The organism is Martinezella lusitana (assembly GCF_016901135.1).
In the GTDB taxonomy this organism is placed as follows: Bacteria; Pseudomonadota; Alphaproteobacteria; order Rhizobiales; family Rhizobiaceae; genus Rhizobium; species Rhizobium lusitanum_D.
Genome location: NZ_JAFEVL010000045.1, coordinates 46,937 through 59,913, shown reverse-complemented (window position 1 = coordinate 59,913; position 12,977 = coordinate 46,937). Strand labels below are relative to the sequence as shown.

Here is a 12,977-nt window from a genome sequence, read left to right as displayed (position 1 = left end):
AGACCATGCAATATCGCACGCTGGGAAAAACCGGCATCAAAGTCAGCCCCTATTGCTTGGGCGCGATGATGTTTGGCCGCGCCGGCAATCCCGATCACGACGAGGGCATCCGGATCATCCACAAGGCATTGGATGCAGGCATCAACTTCATCGACACCGCCGATGCGTATAGCCGGGGTGAATCGGAGGAGATCGTGGGCAAGGCGCTCAAAGGCAGGCGCGACAATGTCGTGCTGGCCACCAAGGCGCATATCCCGATGGGCGACGACCCCAACCAGCAGGGCAATTCGCGGCGCTGGTTGGTGCGCGCTGTGGACGACTCCCTGCGCCGGTTGCAGACCGACCATATCGATCTCTTCCAGATCCATCGGCCGGCACCGAATACCGACATCGAGGAAACCCTTTCCGCCCTCACCGACCTGATGCGGGCGGGGAAGGTGCGCGCCATCGGCTCGTCGACGTTCCCGGTTTCGGAGATCATCGAAGCGCAGTGGGTCGCGGAACGGCGCGGGTTGGCGCGCTTCCGCACCGAACAGCCGCCCTATTCGATCCTGAACCGCGGCATCGAACGCGAGGTGCTGCCTGCCTGCGAGCGCTACGGAATGGGTGCGATGGTCTGGAGCCCACTGGCGATGGGCATGCTCACCGGCCGCTACCGCAAGGGTGAACCACAGCCCGATAGCGGACGCGCCAGACGTTTTCCGAAGCAGATGTCCGACGAACGCAGGCTGGACGCGATCGAGCAGCTTATTCCCCTGGCCCAGGAAGCAGGGCTGCCGCTGGCGCATATGGCCTTGGCTTTCGTGATGGCACATCCGGGCGTCACATCCGCAATCATCGGGCCGCGCAAGATGGAGCACTTCGACGATCTGCTCGCGGCCTCCGAGGTCCGACTGACCGACGAGATCCTCGATCAGATCGACGCGATCGTTCCGCCCGGCACCGATATCGGGCCGCTTGAGGCGAACTACAATCCGCCGGCGATTTTGAAGGCTGCGTTGCGCCGCAGATCAATGACCGATCGCGCCGCCGCATAGGCAAGGCAAAGACGCCGTGTCCTGGAACCTCAGGACACGGCTGCCGGCCGGAGGAATATCATCTGACGGAAGCCACATCGCTTGACATAAGCGACACGGCCGAGAACATGGCGCGACTTTGTATTTGCCGATCTCCTCAATCAGAGAACCGTAAAGATGCGCCCCTTCCTTCTGTTGCCTCTCCTCTTCTCTTTCGCCCCTCTTTCCACTGCTGCCGCCGGAACCCCATGTGCCGAGCTTGTAGAAGGCAGCGCAGTCATCCAGCATAGAGATGGCTTTGCCGTCTCCGAACTGCACGATGGCTGCGCGGTGACAAACGGACTTTTCAAGTCCGGCAACAGAATAGGATGGACTTTCGATCGCGCGGAACTGAAGGGCGACAACCTTGTCGCTTTCCTCAAGACCATCGCCAGCAAGCCCGACCATGTTCCCACCTGGGGACGATTCTCCGTCGAAGGCATGCGCTTTACACCGCTGTTGGACAATGCGCTTGCCAACTACATCTCCGCGGCCCAGCAATGGCCGATGGACATTTCGGGGGCATTTCGCTTTGACCCCAAGGACGGCTATCTGGACATTCAGGAGTTGGAGCTCACCAATCTACGCCTCGGCAAAGCGTCGCTATCGGCTGAGCTCACCCTGCCCAAAGACACGAATGTGCAGGCATTGACTCAAGGCGGCTCGGTCGGCCTGACGCATCTGCGCTTCCGGCTCGACAATCAAGGACTGTTCGAGGGAATGGCCATCCCGTCGCTTGCCGCATTTCAACAGCAGCTGACGGGCTCGGACGATCCCGAGCAGGGTATCAACCAATTGCGCGGCAACGCCGTAGCGGCACTACAGATCCTTCCGGACAGCCAGATCGATGCGGAATCGAAAAAAGCCCTGCTCCGCTTCGTGCAGGATCTGCCGCATCCGACGGGCTTCTTTACCCTCGATCTCGCCTTCGACAAGCCCCTGCAAATCGGCTCGCTCAGTCTCGACGCCACGCAATTGGCGCAGACCGCGTTGGCAAGTGCGAAGATTTCGGTCAGCTACGAGGCACGCTGACGCCAAGCGTCATCGTTCTTTAGACAGACTTCACCTCGCCGCCATCCATGCGCAAGGTCGAACCGGTCATCCAACGCGCGGCCGGCGAGACCAGGAAGGCCATCAGTTCGGCAATCTCTTCCGGCTCGCCATAGCGAGCGATGCCCGCCTCCTGCGGAAACCTGGCGGTTGCCTCCTCGACGGTCATATCGTGCAAAGGCGCCCAGTGTTCGAGATAGGACCGGCGCCGGCCGGTCATGACGGGGCCGGGCAGAACGCTGTTGACCTGAACGCCATCGACGATGCCGCGGTCGGAGAAGGCCTTTGCCAGGGCGATAATGGCGGCGTTGATCGTGCCGACCGCCGCGTAGGGCGCCTTGGGAAAGACGGCCGAATTGCCCGACATCAGCACGACCGAACCCTTGGCCTCCTTCAGCGCCGGCCAGGCGGCAATGGTGAGTCTGCGCGCACCGTGCAGCTTTAGCGCCATGCCGTCGTCCCATTGCCGGTCCGTCATGTCGAAAAGATCGATCTGCGGCACGGCGCCGGCGATATTGAGCAACGCGTCGATCCGGCCGAAGGCGGCAAGCGCCTGATCGACCACGGCCTGCGCGGCGGCTGGCTCGGCAAGATCGGCATCGATGATGAGCGTTCTGGCGCCGGCCGCCTCGACGGCTTTGGCCGTCTCCTCAAGATTGGCCTTGCTGCGCGCGACAAGCACCAGGACGAAAAAGTCTCTCGCGAGGCGGACGGCGGTTGCCTGGCCAATGCCTTGGCTGGCACCCGTGATGATGGCGACTGAATCAGACATGTCATTGCTCCCTATAAACGACGGCTGGACGCGCACGATCACCCGCCGGCAATGCGCCGGCGGGGTGTCGTTCAGATCTCAGCCGAGGAAATCGCGGATTGCGGCGGCAATCTCCGCCGCATGGGTTTCGAGCGCGAAGTGGCCGGTGTCGAAGAACTTGATGACGGCGTCTGGAATATCCCGGCGGAAGGCTTCCGCTCCAGGCGGCAGGAAGAACGGATCGTTCTTGCCCCAGACCGCCAGGAAGCGCGGCTTGTGGGTGCGGAAATAGGTCTGGAAGGTCGGATAGAGTGCCACGTTGCTCTTGTAGTCACCGAAGAGATCGAGCTGCACATCCACCGCGCCCGGCCGCGCCATATAGAAACTATCGAGTGAATGGCCATCCGGAGAGATCTTGGCGGTATCCGGGGCACCATGCGTGTATTGCCACGCTATCGATTCCGGTTCCAGGAAAGGCTTCAGCGCATTGCGATTTTCTTCCGACGCATCTCGCCAATAGGCCTGGATCGGGCTCCAGCCTTCGCTCAGGCCCTCTTCATAGGCATTGCCGTTTTGCGAGATGATCGCCGTAATCCGCTCCGGATGCTTTACCGCCAGCCGGAAACCGGTCGGCGCGCCGTAATCGAAGACATAGACGGCATAGCGATCGAAACCGACGATCTCGGTGAAGCGGTCGATCGTCTCGGCGATGCTGTCGAAGCTGTGGCCACGTCCCGGCAGGTCGGACTGGCCGAAGCCCGGTAGGTCCGGCGCGATGATGTGGTAGCGATCAGCGAGCAGGGGGATGAGATCGCGGAACATGTGGCCGGAACTCGGGAAGCCGTGCAGCAGCAGGAGCTTCGGCGCACCAGGCGAACCCGCCTCGCGATAAAAGACTTTGACGCCGTCAACAATGACGGTGAGATAGCTGATATTGGTCATGATAAGGTCCTTCCATTAACCTTTAAATTCGGTTTTTACTGGTTACTTCAACCGTATTCATGCGCCGACCACGGCGGCGGCAGCCTCGCGAATGATCTCGATGACAGTCTCGGGTGCCGTCGTCATCGGCGTATGATCCACAGGAAACGAGCGCTGCGCGGCCTGCATGCGCTCCGCCATGAAGTGCTGATTGGCAGCGCTGATCATCCGATCCTCTTCGGCGATCAGGAACCAAGCCGGGCGGTCCTTCCAGAGCTGGCGCGGCACAGGAACGGTAATACAGGCGGGCGATATCGGCCGCTGGGCGGCGGCGAGAACTGCCAGTTCCTCGTCGCCCGCATTCTGGGCATAGGCTGCCGCAAAGGCCTCATGGGGAAGATAGATCAGCCCGTGGCTGTCGGGCGCCAGCTTCGGCGCCTGCGGATGAGGCTCGCCGCGATAGAACACATCGGCAACCGTCTCGCCCTCATCCGGCGCGAGCGCGGCAACATAGACCAGCGCCTTGATCTTCTCGCTCCGCACGCTGGCGATGACCGCTCCGGCATAGGCGTGGCCGACCAGAACGACCGGACCCGTCACACGCTCCAAGGCGCGCTCCAAGGCGGCGATATCGTCAGCAAACGAGGTCAGCGGCAGCGGGGCGGCAGTCACCGAAAGACCATCGGCTGCAAGCGGCGCAATGACCTTCGCCCAACCCGAACCATCACCCCACGCTCCGTGGACGAGGACAATATCGATAGTCTGCGAGGATATCTTCTGCGGTGACATTAGCCTTCTCCCTGTGACCTGAAAGTGAGTAACCATTTAAACTGCTACAATACGGTTACTCTCGACATGAGTAACTTGTCAAGAGCCCTTTAACAGGTTATACGCTATTCATGTTTTCGAGAGGCAGCCTGGCGTCCACGCTCGGCCACCGAAACAGGAGCTGCGATGGACAACCACTCTCCCGCCATTTTCGTCGGTGACACGCTGGGGCTGGATTTTCTGAATTCGGTGGCGACGCCCCTCGATGCCCCGATCGACTGGATCGAGGACGGCGAAGGCCTGCTTCGCTGGCTGGAGCAGGCGGGCCTGGTGCCGCGCGAGACGCTGGAGGTGATCCGCAGCCAAGCTCTGCCGGGCGAACTCGACAAGATCGCCGATCAGGCAAGGAGCCTGCGTGAATGGTTCAGAACCTTCGTGCGCACACACAAGGGGCGGCCGCTGACAGCCGCAGCGCTGGACGAACTGGAGCCGCTGAACCGCTTGCTGGAGCGTGACGAAGGCTTCAACCGGATCGTGGCAAAACAGCCGGGCGACGGCGGCGGCCTTGATTTTCAGTCGATGCGCAAGTGGCGCTCGCCGGAGGCGTTGCTCCTGCCGATCGGCGAAGCGCTCGGGCGCTTCGTCTGCACGGAGGATTTTTCAGACGTGAAGGCCTGCGAGGGCCACGCATGCACCCTGCTCTTCGCTGACCATACGCGCGGCCACCGCAGGCGCTGGTGCAGCATGGCCATGTGCGGCAACCGTGCCAAACAGACGGCGCATCGCCATCGGCTGAAGCAGGGGCAATAGGCGGCGAAGAGCCGGTTGCGCGAAGGACCCAACCCTCCTGGCCGAGATGAACAGTCACATCGATGAAATTCATGTTCGGCGTGCCGATGAAGCCCGCGATAAACGAGATGCGCGGCTTCTCGTAGATCTCGGCCGGCCGCACGATATCGAAGATCCCCTCATAGGCCTTGGGGCTGCCGCTGGCTTCGAAGACGACATCGGCCCTCGGATGTCCCGATCCCTACGTTTGCGGCTCCCACGCGACCTCAATCGCGGATGGCAGTATTAAGGGGCCTTCCTGCGACGAACTAGCGTGCCTCATGCGCCAAATCTATACTTTAATGCAATTTAGTTGGTTGCGCCTCGAGCATGCGCGATGTCCTGCGATGGCTGGTCAGCCTGCGATATGCAGAGGGCGTCATCTTGTGCTGGCGAAGGAATGTCCGGTTGAAGTTCGAGATGTTGAGATATCCAACCTCGAAACAGACATCGGTAATCGGCATGTCGGTTTCCGCAAGCAGCTTGCACGCCTGCCAGATGCGCAGCTTGTTGACGTGATCGGTGAAACTGTTGCCGGTATTCTTCTTGAAAAAGCGCGAGAAAGTGCTCTCGCTCATACCGGCCTGTTCCGCAATCTCGGAGAGATGCAGATCGGTCGCGAGATGCTTGAAAATATAAATTAGAGACCTCTGAATAATATCACGTCTCTCGACGTCCAGCTTCGGAGCGAACTGTGGAGATGACAGCACTTCGAACTCATCGGAAGAGGACAGCAATTCCAGAAGCTGAATAAAGAGTGAGAAGCGCGCAAAGCCCGTGAGCCCGCCCATGGCTTCGATAAGCTCAACTCCTCTTCGTCTTGTTTCGCCAAGAAAGACCAGTCCTCGCTCCGAGCGATGGAAGAAATTATCAAGATGCGTGAATTCCGGCACGGTGTTGGCAATCGCCTTGATGCGCGCCGGATCGAACTGGATCACCACATCACGGCCTTTGATAGTTTCTCCCGGTTCGGTCGCGGTCACCCAATCATGCGGGAGGTTGGGACCGATGACCGTAAGGCACCCGGGATAGAACTCCCCGATATGATCCCCGACAAATGTCATCCCGCTCGCGTTGCGCAAAAGATGAATTTCGATTTCGGGATGATAGTTCCAGACGTTTCGCTCCCAGGGATAATCGTCCACACGCCACAGGAAGGTCTCGTTCGCGTTCGTCACAATATGTTCGAAGGCCGGGAGATTTGCTGACATTGCGGGTGGCTTCGCTCCCAATGCGCGCCTGCCTGCAGGTGGCTTTATCATCGAAAAATCTTGATCCCTCCATTAGAGGCGTAGAGCGGACATATCCGTGTCAGAGCGGCTCGACCCGAACGTGGAAGATATTGGACGCTGTTTCAGGGCAGGCCGCAACGATGATCTTCGTCGATCGCTGCGATACGCAGCTATGTGGCACGAGAATGATACACTCTGCGCCCAATTTACTCGTGCTATGGTTGAGATCTGTCAACATTCAATCCCGAAGATGCGACGTCGCGACTGATCGCTCGACCAGAGACAACCGGCGCAGCAGGCCCATCACATCAATTGGGCGACCAAACGGTGAGGTATAGCGGACTGTGACCGCATGCGCGGCCGGGTCGCGGAGAAGCTATTGGTCTCCGGCAAAGACGATGCTGGCGTCGCTGACGATGGCGACATGCGAATAAGCCGCCTGGCTGGCAGCGACAGCATCCGCGCGCATGATTGCGGTTACGATGACATCATGCTCGCTGAAGGACTTGGCAAGGCGGCCCGGCAAACGAAACTGGGCGCGGCGGAAAGGAGCCAGCCTGGCGCGGGTCTGCGTTACCAGCTCGAAAATATGATCGTTGTGAGCGCCGCGATAGAGCTGGCTATGGAACTCGGTATTGTAGGTGGCGTAGTCCTCCTCCGCGCCGGTGCGCACGAGCCGTGCCGACGCGCGATGGTCGAGCTCCAGTGTGCGGCGCTCATCAACCGTCATTCGCTCGGCAGACAGGCGCGCACAGATCGCCTCGAGCTCCGCCATCGCCTCGAACATCGAATGCAGATAGGTGCCGCTGACATTCGTTACCACGGCGCTACGGTTCGGCTCCCGTCCGACCAGGCCCATGGCGCCAAGCTCCCGCAAGGCTTCCCGCACCGGCGTGCGCGACACCTCGAAACGGCCCGCCAACGATATTTCGTCGAGCTTCTCCCCCGGCAGAAGCACGCCCGTTACAATCATGTCCGCAATGGAACGCACCATCTGCTCGACGGTCGTTCCGGCTCTGATCACTTCTCTGCGCTTGACCTGCTTCAAGGGGACGAATCTGCCTTTCAATCTTGCATACAGATTTATGCCAGCGACCTTCAAAGTCAATTGTTGAATTAAATCTATGTTTTCAAATGGTATTTATCCCCGATACGTCGATTTAAAAACGGGGCGACGGTTTAGCATCTCTCTCTAAAGATTAAAAAAGGAGCAATACTCTTCATAAAGCCAATTTTACGGCATAAATGTGCATACACTTTCTGCACGCTGTTTTCGCTTCGCAATTTATACAATTAAAATCAATGCTTTATAATCTGGCACGGTGATTGCATACACTTTCTCGTAACTCTTTTTTACGAACCGGCTTCCGCCCCAAGGAGCATGCCCATGACCAGCCTCCTTTCCATGAATCGCCGCAATTTTCTCCGTACCTCCGCAGCCGGCGCCCTCGTCAGCACCGTCCCGGGCCTCCTGTCCTCCCGCGCCTTTGCCCAGAGCGCGCTCACCGTCGGCTTCATCTACGTCGGACCCAAGGACGACTATGGCTATAACCAGTCCCATGCCGAGGGCGCGGCCGCCGTCAAGAAGCTCCCCGGGGTGACGGTCGCCGAGGAAGAAAACGTTCCCGAGACCGTCGACGTCCAGAAGACGATGGAATCGATGATCAATCTCGATGGGGCGGCGCTGCTGTTTCCGACCTCCTTCGGCTATTTCGATCCGCATATGCTCGCCATGGCGGCCAAATATCCGGACGTGCAGTTCCGCCATTGCGGCGGCCTCTGGCAGGCCGGCAAGCACCCGGCGAATACCGGCTCCTATTTCGGCTACATCTTCCAGGGCCAGTATCTGAACGGCGTCGCGGCCGGCTATGCGACCAAGAGCAAGAAGATCGGCTTCGTCGCCGCCAAGCCCATCCCGCAGGTTCTGCAGAACATCAACGCGTTCCTCCTCGGCGCCCGCTCGGTCGATCCCGCCATCACCTGCCAGGTGATCTTCACGGGCGAATGGTCGCTGGCCGTCAAGGAAGCCGAGGCCACCAATGCGCTCATCGACCAGGGTGCGGATGTCATCACCTGCCATGTCGATAGTCCGAAGGTAGTGGTCGAGACCACCGCCGGCCGTGGCGCTTTCGTCTGCGGCTATCATGCAAATCAGAGCCTGCTTGCGCCAGCCAAATACCTGACCGGCGCCGAATGGGCCTGGGGCAATGTCTATTCGGATTTCGTCAAGAAGGCTCAGGCCGGCGAAAAGCTCGGCAATTTCGTGCGCGGCGGCCTGAAAGACGGCTTCGTCAAGATGAGCCCGCTCGGCCCCGGCGTTTCCGATGAATCCCGCAAGAAATTCGAGGCGACGCTCGCCCAGATGATGGCCGGCAGCTTCTCGGTCTTCAAGGGCGCCCTCAAGGACAACAAGGGCAATGTCGTCATCACGGCGGACAAGAGCTACGCCGAAGATGCGATCGAGCTCGAGAGCATGAGCTATCTGGTCGAGGGTGTCGTCGGATCGACCGCCTGATCACAAGGGGAGAAGCGTCATGACGGCAGAAATTGACGACCACACCCTGTCCATTCCGGCCGAAAGGCAGGCACTCCTGCGCCCGGCGCTCGAGTGGCTCGCGCGAAAAGCCGAGCCGGTGGCAATCACGCTCGGCGCCATTCTGGCGGGCACTGCGCTCTTCTCCCTCTTCATCCTTTCGGTCGGCAAATCGCCGGCCGACCTCTATCGCTTCATATATACCGGCGGCTTCGGCAGCTGGTTTTCCATCCAGAACAGCCTGAGCCGCGCCTCTCCCCTGCTGCTCACAGCACTCTGCGTCGCGCTGCCGGCGCGGCTCGGCCTCGTCATCATCGGCGGCGAAGGCGCAGTCGTGCTCGGCGGCGTGGCAGCGGCGGCGATCGCACTGCCGATTGCCGGCCTCTGGCCACCTATCATCGTTCTCATCCTCATGGCATTTGCCGGCATGGTGATCGGCGGCATCTGGATCGGCCTCGCCGGCTTCCTGCGCCACTATCGCGGCGTCAACGAAACCATTTCGTCGCTTTTGCTCGCCTACATCGCCATCGCCCTGATGAACCAGTTCGTCGAAGGGCCGTTGCGCGATCCGGCAAGCCTCAACAAACCCTCCACGACGCCACTACCGCACGACTATATGCTCGGCAAGATCCCCGGCATGGACGTGCATTGGGGTCTCGTCATCGGTATCGTCGCCTGCATCGTCTCCTGGATCCTCATCGAGATGACCAGCTACGGATTTGCCGCGCGCATCGCCGGCGGCAATGTCCGGGCCGCTCAGATCCAGGGCTTGCCCGTCGGCCGTCTCATCGCCGGCTTCACGGCGATCGCCGGCGGCTTCGCGGGTCTGGCCGGCATGATCGAAGTCGCCGCCGTCCAGGGCAGCGCCAATGCGTCGCTCGCCGCCGGCTACGGCTACACCGGCATCCTCGTTGCCTTCCTCGCCCGGCACAATCCGCTGGCGATCATCCCGGTCGCCTTTCTGCTCGGCGGCATCGATGCCTCCGGCGGGCTCATCCAGCGCCGCATGGGCCTGCCCGACGCAACCGTTCTGGTCCTGCAGGGCACGCTCTTCATCGTTATTCTCTTTTGCGAAACCTTCTACGGCCGTTTCAAGATCTTCAATCCCGACCTCTGGAAAAGGAGCGCATGATGGACGACACTGCCATCGGTCTTTGGGGCGTGCCCCTTGCCATCTTCGCCGGCGCAATCCGCGTGTCGACCCCCTTCATCTTCGTCAGCCTCGGCGAGACGATCACCGAGCGTTCCGGTCGTATCAATCTCGGGCTCGAAGGCACGCTCGTCTTCGGCGCCATGACCGCCTATGCCATCGCGGTCCTCAGCGGTTCGGCCTGGCTCGGCGTTCTGGCTGCCATGGCGACGGGCGCGGTCTTCGGCGCAGTGCACGGCTGGATATGCAAATGGCCGAAGGTCAACGACATCGCCATCGGCATAGCGATGATGCAGTTCGGCCTCGGCCTTGCCTTCTTTCTCGGCAAGCCTTTCATCCAGCCCGTTGCGCCGCACCTGCCGGCGATCCCCTTCGGCCTCTGGTCGAGCCTGCCGCCGGTACAGGCCGCGCTCAACATCAATATCCTCTTCATTCTCGGGGCAGCACTTGCCGTCATCTTGTGGTGGGCGCTGAAGAATACCAGGATCGGCCTCGTGCTGCGCGTCGTCGGCGACAGCACGGATGCGGCGCGCGCCATGGGCATCAATCCCGACCGCGTCCGGCTGCTGGCAACGGCCGTCGGCGGTTCGCTGGCGGCGATCGGCGGCGCCTATCTCTCGCTCTACTATCCGGGCTCCTGGAACGAGCGCATCTCCTCGGGCCAGGGCCTGATGGCCGTGGCGCTGGTGATTTTCGCCCGCTGGAACCCGATCGGCTGCTTCGTGGCGGCACTTCTCTTCGGCGGTGCAGGCGCACTCGGCCCGGCCCTGCAATCGGTCGGCGTGACCCAGGGATATTATCTCTTCTACGCCGCTCCCTACGTGCTCACGCTTGTCATCATGATCATCACTTCCTCGCCCACGCGCGCGCTTGCCGGCGCTCCCGGCGCACTCTCGCTCACCAAATAGGGAGATCAGCCATGAACCATCCCGCGACCGCCTCCGCAGGCCAAACGCTGTCCTATATCGATGCCGACCCCTATGTCTGGCCCTATAACGGCGCCTTGCGACCTGACAATACCGCCCTCATCATCATCGACATGCAGACGGATTTCTGCGGGCCGGGCGGCTATGTCGACCACATGGGCTACGATCTGTCGCTGGTGCGCGCCCCGATCGAGCCGATCAAGACGGTCCTGGCCGCCATGCGCGCCAAGGGCTATCACATCATCCACACCCGCGAGGGCCACCGCCCGGATCTTGCCGACCTTCCCGCCAACAAGCGGTGGCGGTCGCAGCGCATCAATGCCGGCATCGGCGATCCCGGCCCTTGCGGCCGCATCCTCGTGCGTGGCGAGCCGGGCTGGGATATCATCGATGAGCTGAAGCCGATCGAGGGCGAGACGATCATCGACAAGCCGGGCAAGGGCTCCTTCTGCGCCACCGATCTGGAACTCATCCTCAATCAGAAGCGCATCGAAAACATCATCCTGACCGGCATCACCACCGACGTCTGCGTTCATACCACCATGCGCGAAGCCAACGACCGCGGCTTCGAATGCCTGCTCTTGGAAGACTGCTGTGGCGCAACCGACTACGGCAATCACCTGGCCGCCATCAAGATGGTGAAGATGCAGGGTGGCGTCTTCGGCTCCGTCTCCAATTCCGCGGCTCTGGTTGAGGCCCTGCCCTGATGCCGTCAATGCGTGCCCACGTCTATCGTATCGCCGCCGACGGACCGGACGATGTCTCCGGCCTCGATGCACTTTTTGCCGACGGCGTGTCCGCGAAGAATGTTGTCGCCGTGCTCGGGAAGACCGAGGGCAATGGCTGCGTCAACGACTTCACCCGCGGCTACGCCACCCGCAGCTTTGAAGCCCTGTTTCAAAAACACGGCGTCGAAGGTGTCTCGCTTGTCATGTCGGGTGGCACGGAAGGCGCGCTTTCCCCGCACTGGACAGTCTTCACTCGTGAAATGGTCGATGCCGTGGCCGGCCGCGCGCTTGCGATCGGTGTTGCCCGTACCCCGCATTTACCACCTCACCATCTCGGTCGGCGCGAACAGGTGTTGCTTGTCGCGGACGGTGTGCGCAAGGCGATGCGCGATGCCGGCATTGATGATCCGAGGGATGCGCATTTTGTCCAGATCAAATGCCCACTACTAACGCTGCACCGCATCACCGAAGCGGAAGCCGAGGGCAACTCGCTCGCCACCCGCGACACATTGAAATCCATGGGCTTGTCGCGCGGTGCCTCTGCACTCGGCGTTGCCGTTGCCCTTGGCGAAGTGGATGCGCAAGAGATCGCCGATGCCGATATCTGCAGCCGTTACGAACTCTTCTCGCATTGCGCCTCCAGCTCGGCCGGCGTCGAGCTGACCGATCATGAAATCATAGTGCTCGGTATGAGCGACAGATGGTCTGGACCGCTTGAAATCGACCACACCCTCATGCGTGACGCCATAGACGCGACGTCCGTACGTGAAGCCTTCCGGCGTCTGCCACAGCCAAGCCGCCTCGCCGCCGTTCTTGCCAAGGCGGAGCCCGATCCCTCCGGCAAGGTCGGCGGCAAGCGTCATACCATGCTCGATGATTCCGATATCTCGGGCACACGCCATGCGCGAGCCTTTGTCGGCGGGGTTCTCGCCGGCGTCTTCGGCATCACTGATCTCTACGTCTCGGGCGGCGCCGAACATCAGGGGCCGGCCGGCGGCGGGCCCGTCGCCATCATCGTCGAAAAGGAGGATTGAA

The 12,977-nt window shown here is 61.0% G+C and carries 13 protein-coding genes; 8 read left to right on the top strand and 5 right to left on the bottom strand.

Annotated elements, in window-relative coordinates; genetic code table 11:
- Positions 1 to 5 precede the first annotated feature (5 nt).
- Entirely contained in the window at positions 6 to 1,037 is a 1,032-nt protein-coding gene (locus JTP94_RS16175; RefSeq protein ID WP_204851507.1) for an aldo/keto reductase, read from the top strand.
- A gap of 156 nt (positions 1,038 to 1,193) precedes the next feature.
- The gene (locus JTP94_RS16170; RefSeq protein WP_204851506.1) at positions 1,194 to 2,087 is read left to right on the top strand and encodes a hypothetical protein; all 894 of its coding nucleotides are present in this window, start codon (positions 1,194 to 1,196) and stop codon (positions 2,085 to 2,087) included.
- A gap of 19 nt (positions 2,088 to 2,106) precedes the next feature.
- Here the strand turns inward: JTP94_RS16170 and JTP94_RS16165 are convergent, their stop codons facing one another.
- From JTP94_RS16165 to JTP94_RS16155, 3 genes are all read right to left on the bottom strand, one after another.
- The gene (locus JTP94_RS16165) at positions 2,107 to 2,877 is read right to left on the bottom strand and encodes an SDR family oxidoreductase (RefSeq protein WP_204851505.1); all 771 of its coding nucleotides are present in this window, start codon (positions 2,875 to 2,877) and stop codon (positions 2,107 to 2,109) included.
- Positions 2,878 to 2,955: 78 nt separating this feature from the next.
- Positions 2,956 to 3,798 carry an alpha/beta fold hydrolase gene (locus JTP94_RS16160; RefSeq protein ID WP_204851504.1) on the bottom strand — a complete coding sequence of 281 codons (843 nt, stop codon included), beginning with the start codon at positions 3,796 to 3,798 and terminating at the stop codon, positions 2,956 to 2,958.
- A gap of 57 nt (positions 3,799 to 3,855) precedes the next feature.
- Positions 3,856 to 4,566: an alpha/beta fold hydrolase gene (locus JTP94_RS16155; protein ID WP_210384170.1), complete on the bottom strand. Its 711-nt coding sequence runs from the start codon at positions 4,564 to 4,566 to the stop codon at positions 3,856 to 3,858.
- Between the two features lie 165 nt (positions 4,567 to 4,731).
- On the opposite strand from JTP94_RS16155, the gene JTP94_RS16150 reads away from it, so the two are divergent.
- Positions 4,732 to 5,355 (top strand): ABATE domain-containing protein, encoded by a 624-nt coding sequence (locus JTP94_RS16150; RefSeq protein WP_204851503.1) that lies wholly within the window; start codon positions 4,732 to 4,734, stop codon positions 5,353 to 5,355.
- A gap of 317 nt (positions 5,356 to 5,672) precedes the next feature.
- On the opposite strand, the gene JTP94_RS16145 is transcribed toward JTP94_RS16150, so the two are convergent.
- Complete coding sequence (locus tag JTP94_RS16145) at positions 5,673 to 6,518, bottom strand: AraC family transcriptional regulator (protein ID WP_312038178.1); 846 nt, start codon at positions 6,516 to 6,518, stop codon at positions 5,673 to 5,675.
- Between the two features lie 463 nt (positions 6,519 to 6,981).
- Positions 6,982 to 7,653 (bottom strand): GntR family transcriptional regulator, encoded by a 672-nt coding sequence (locus tag JTP94_RS16140; protein WP_204851501.1) that lies wholly within the window; start codon positions 7,651 to 7,653, stop codon positions 6,982 to 6,984.
- Between the two features lie 339 nt (positions 7,654 to 7,992).
- On the opposite strand from JTP94_RS16140, the gene JTP94_RS16135 reads away from it, so the two are divergent.
- The 5 genes from JTP94_RS16135 to JTP94_RS16115 are packed head-to-tail and all read left to right on the top strand — an operon-like array spanning position 7,993 to position 12,976.
- Positions 7,993 to 9,120 (top strand): BMP family ABC transporter substrate-binding protein, encoded by a 1,128-nt coding sequence (locus JTP94_RS16135; RefSeq protein ID WP_204851500.1) that lies wholly within the window; start codon positions 7,993 to 7,995, stop codon positions 9,118 to 9,120.
- A gap of 19 nt (positions 9,121 to 9,139) precedes the next feature.
- Complete coding sequence (locus JTP94_RS16130) at positions 9,140 to 10,270, top strand: ABC transporter permease (protein WP_204851499.1); 1,131 nt, start codon at positions 9,140 to 9,142, stop codon at positions 10,268 to 10,270.
- Positions 10,270 to 11,196 carry an ABC transporter permease gene (locus tag JTP94_RS16125; RefSeq protein ID WP_034507099.1) on the top strand — a complete coding sequence of 309 codons (927 nt, stop codon included), beginning with the start codon at positions 10,270 to 10,272 and terminating at the stop codon, positions 11,194 to 11,196. Before JTP94_RS16130 ends, JTP94_RS16125 begins: the two co-directional genes overlap by 1 nt.
- An 11-nt stretch (positions 11,197 to 11,207) precedes the next feature.
- A complete protein-coding gene (locus JTP94_RS16120) occupies positions 11,208 to 11,921 on the top strand; it encodes a cysteine hydrolase family protein (RefSeq protein ID WP_204851498.1) in 714 nt (237 codons plus the stop codon).
- Entirely contained in the window at positions 11,921 to 12,976 is a 1,056-nt protein-coding gene (locus JTP94_RS16115) for a ring-opening amidohydrolase (protein ID WP_204851497.1), read from the top strand. Before JTP94_RS16120 ends, JTP94_RS16115 begins: the two co-directional genes overlap by 1 nt.
- Position 12,977: the final 1 nt, after the last annotated feature.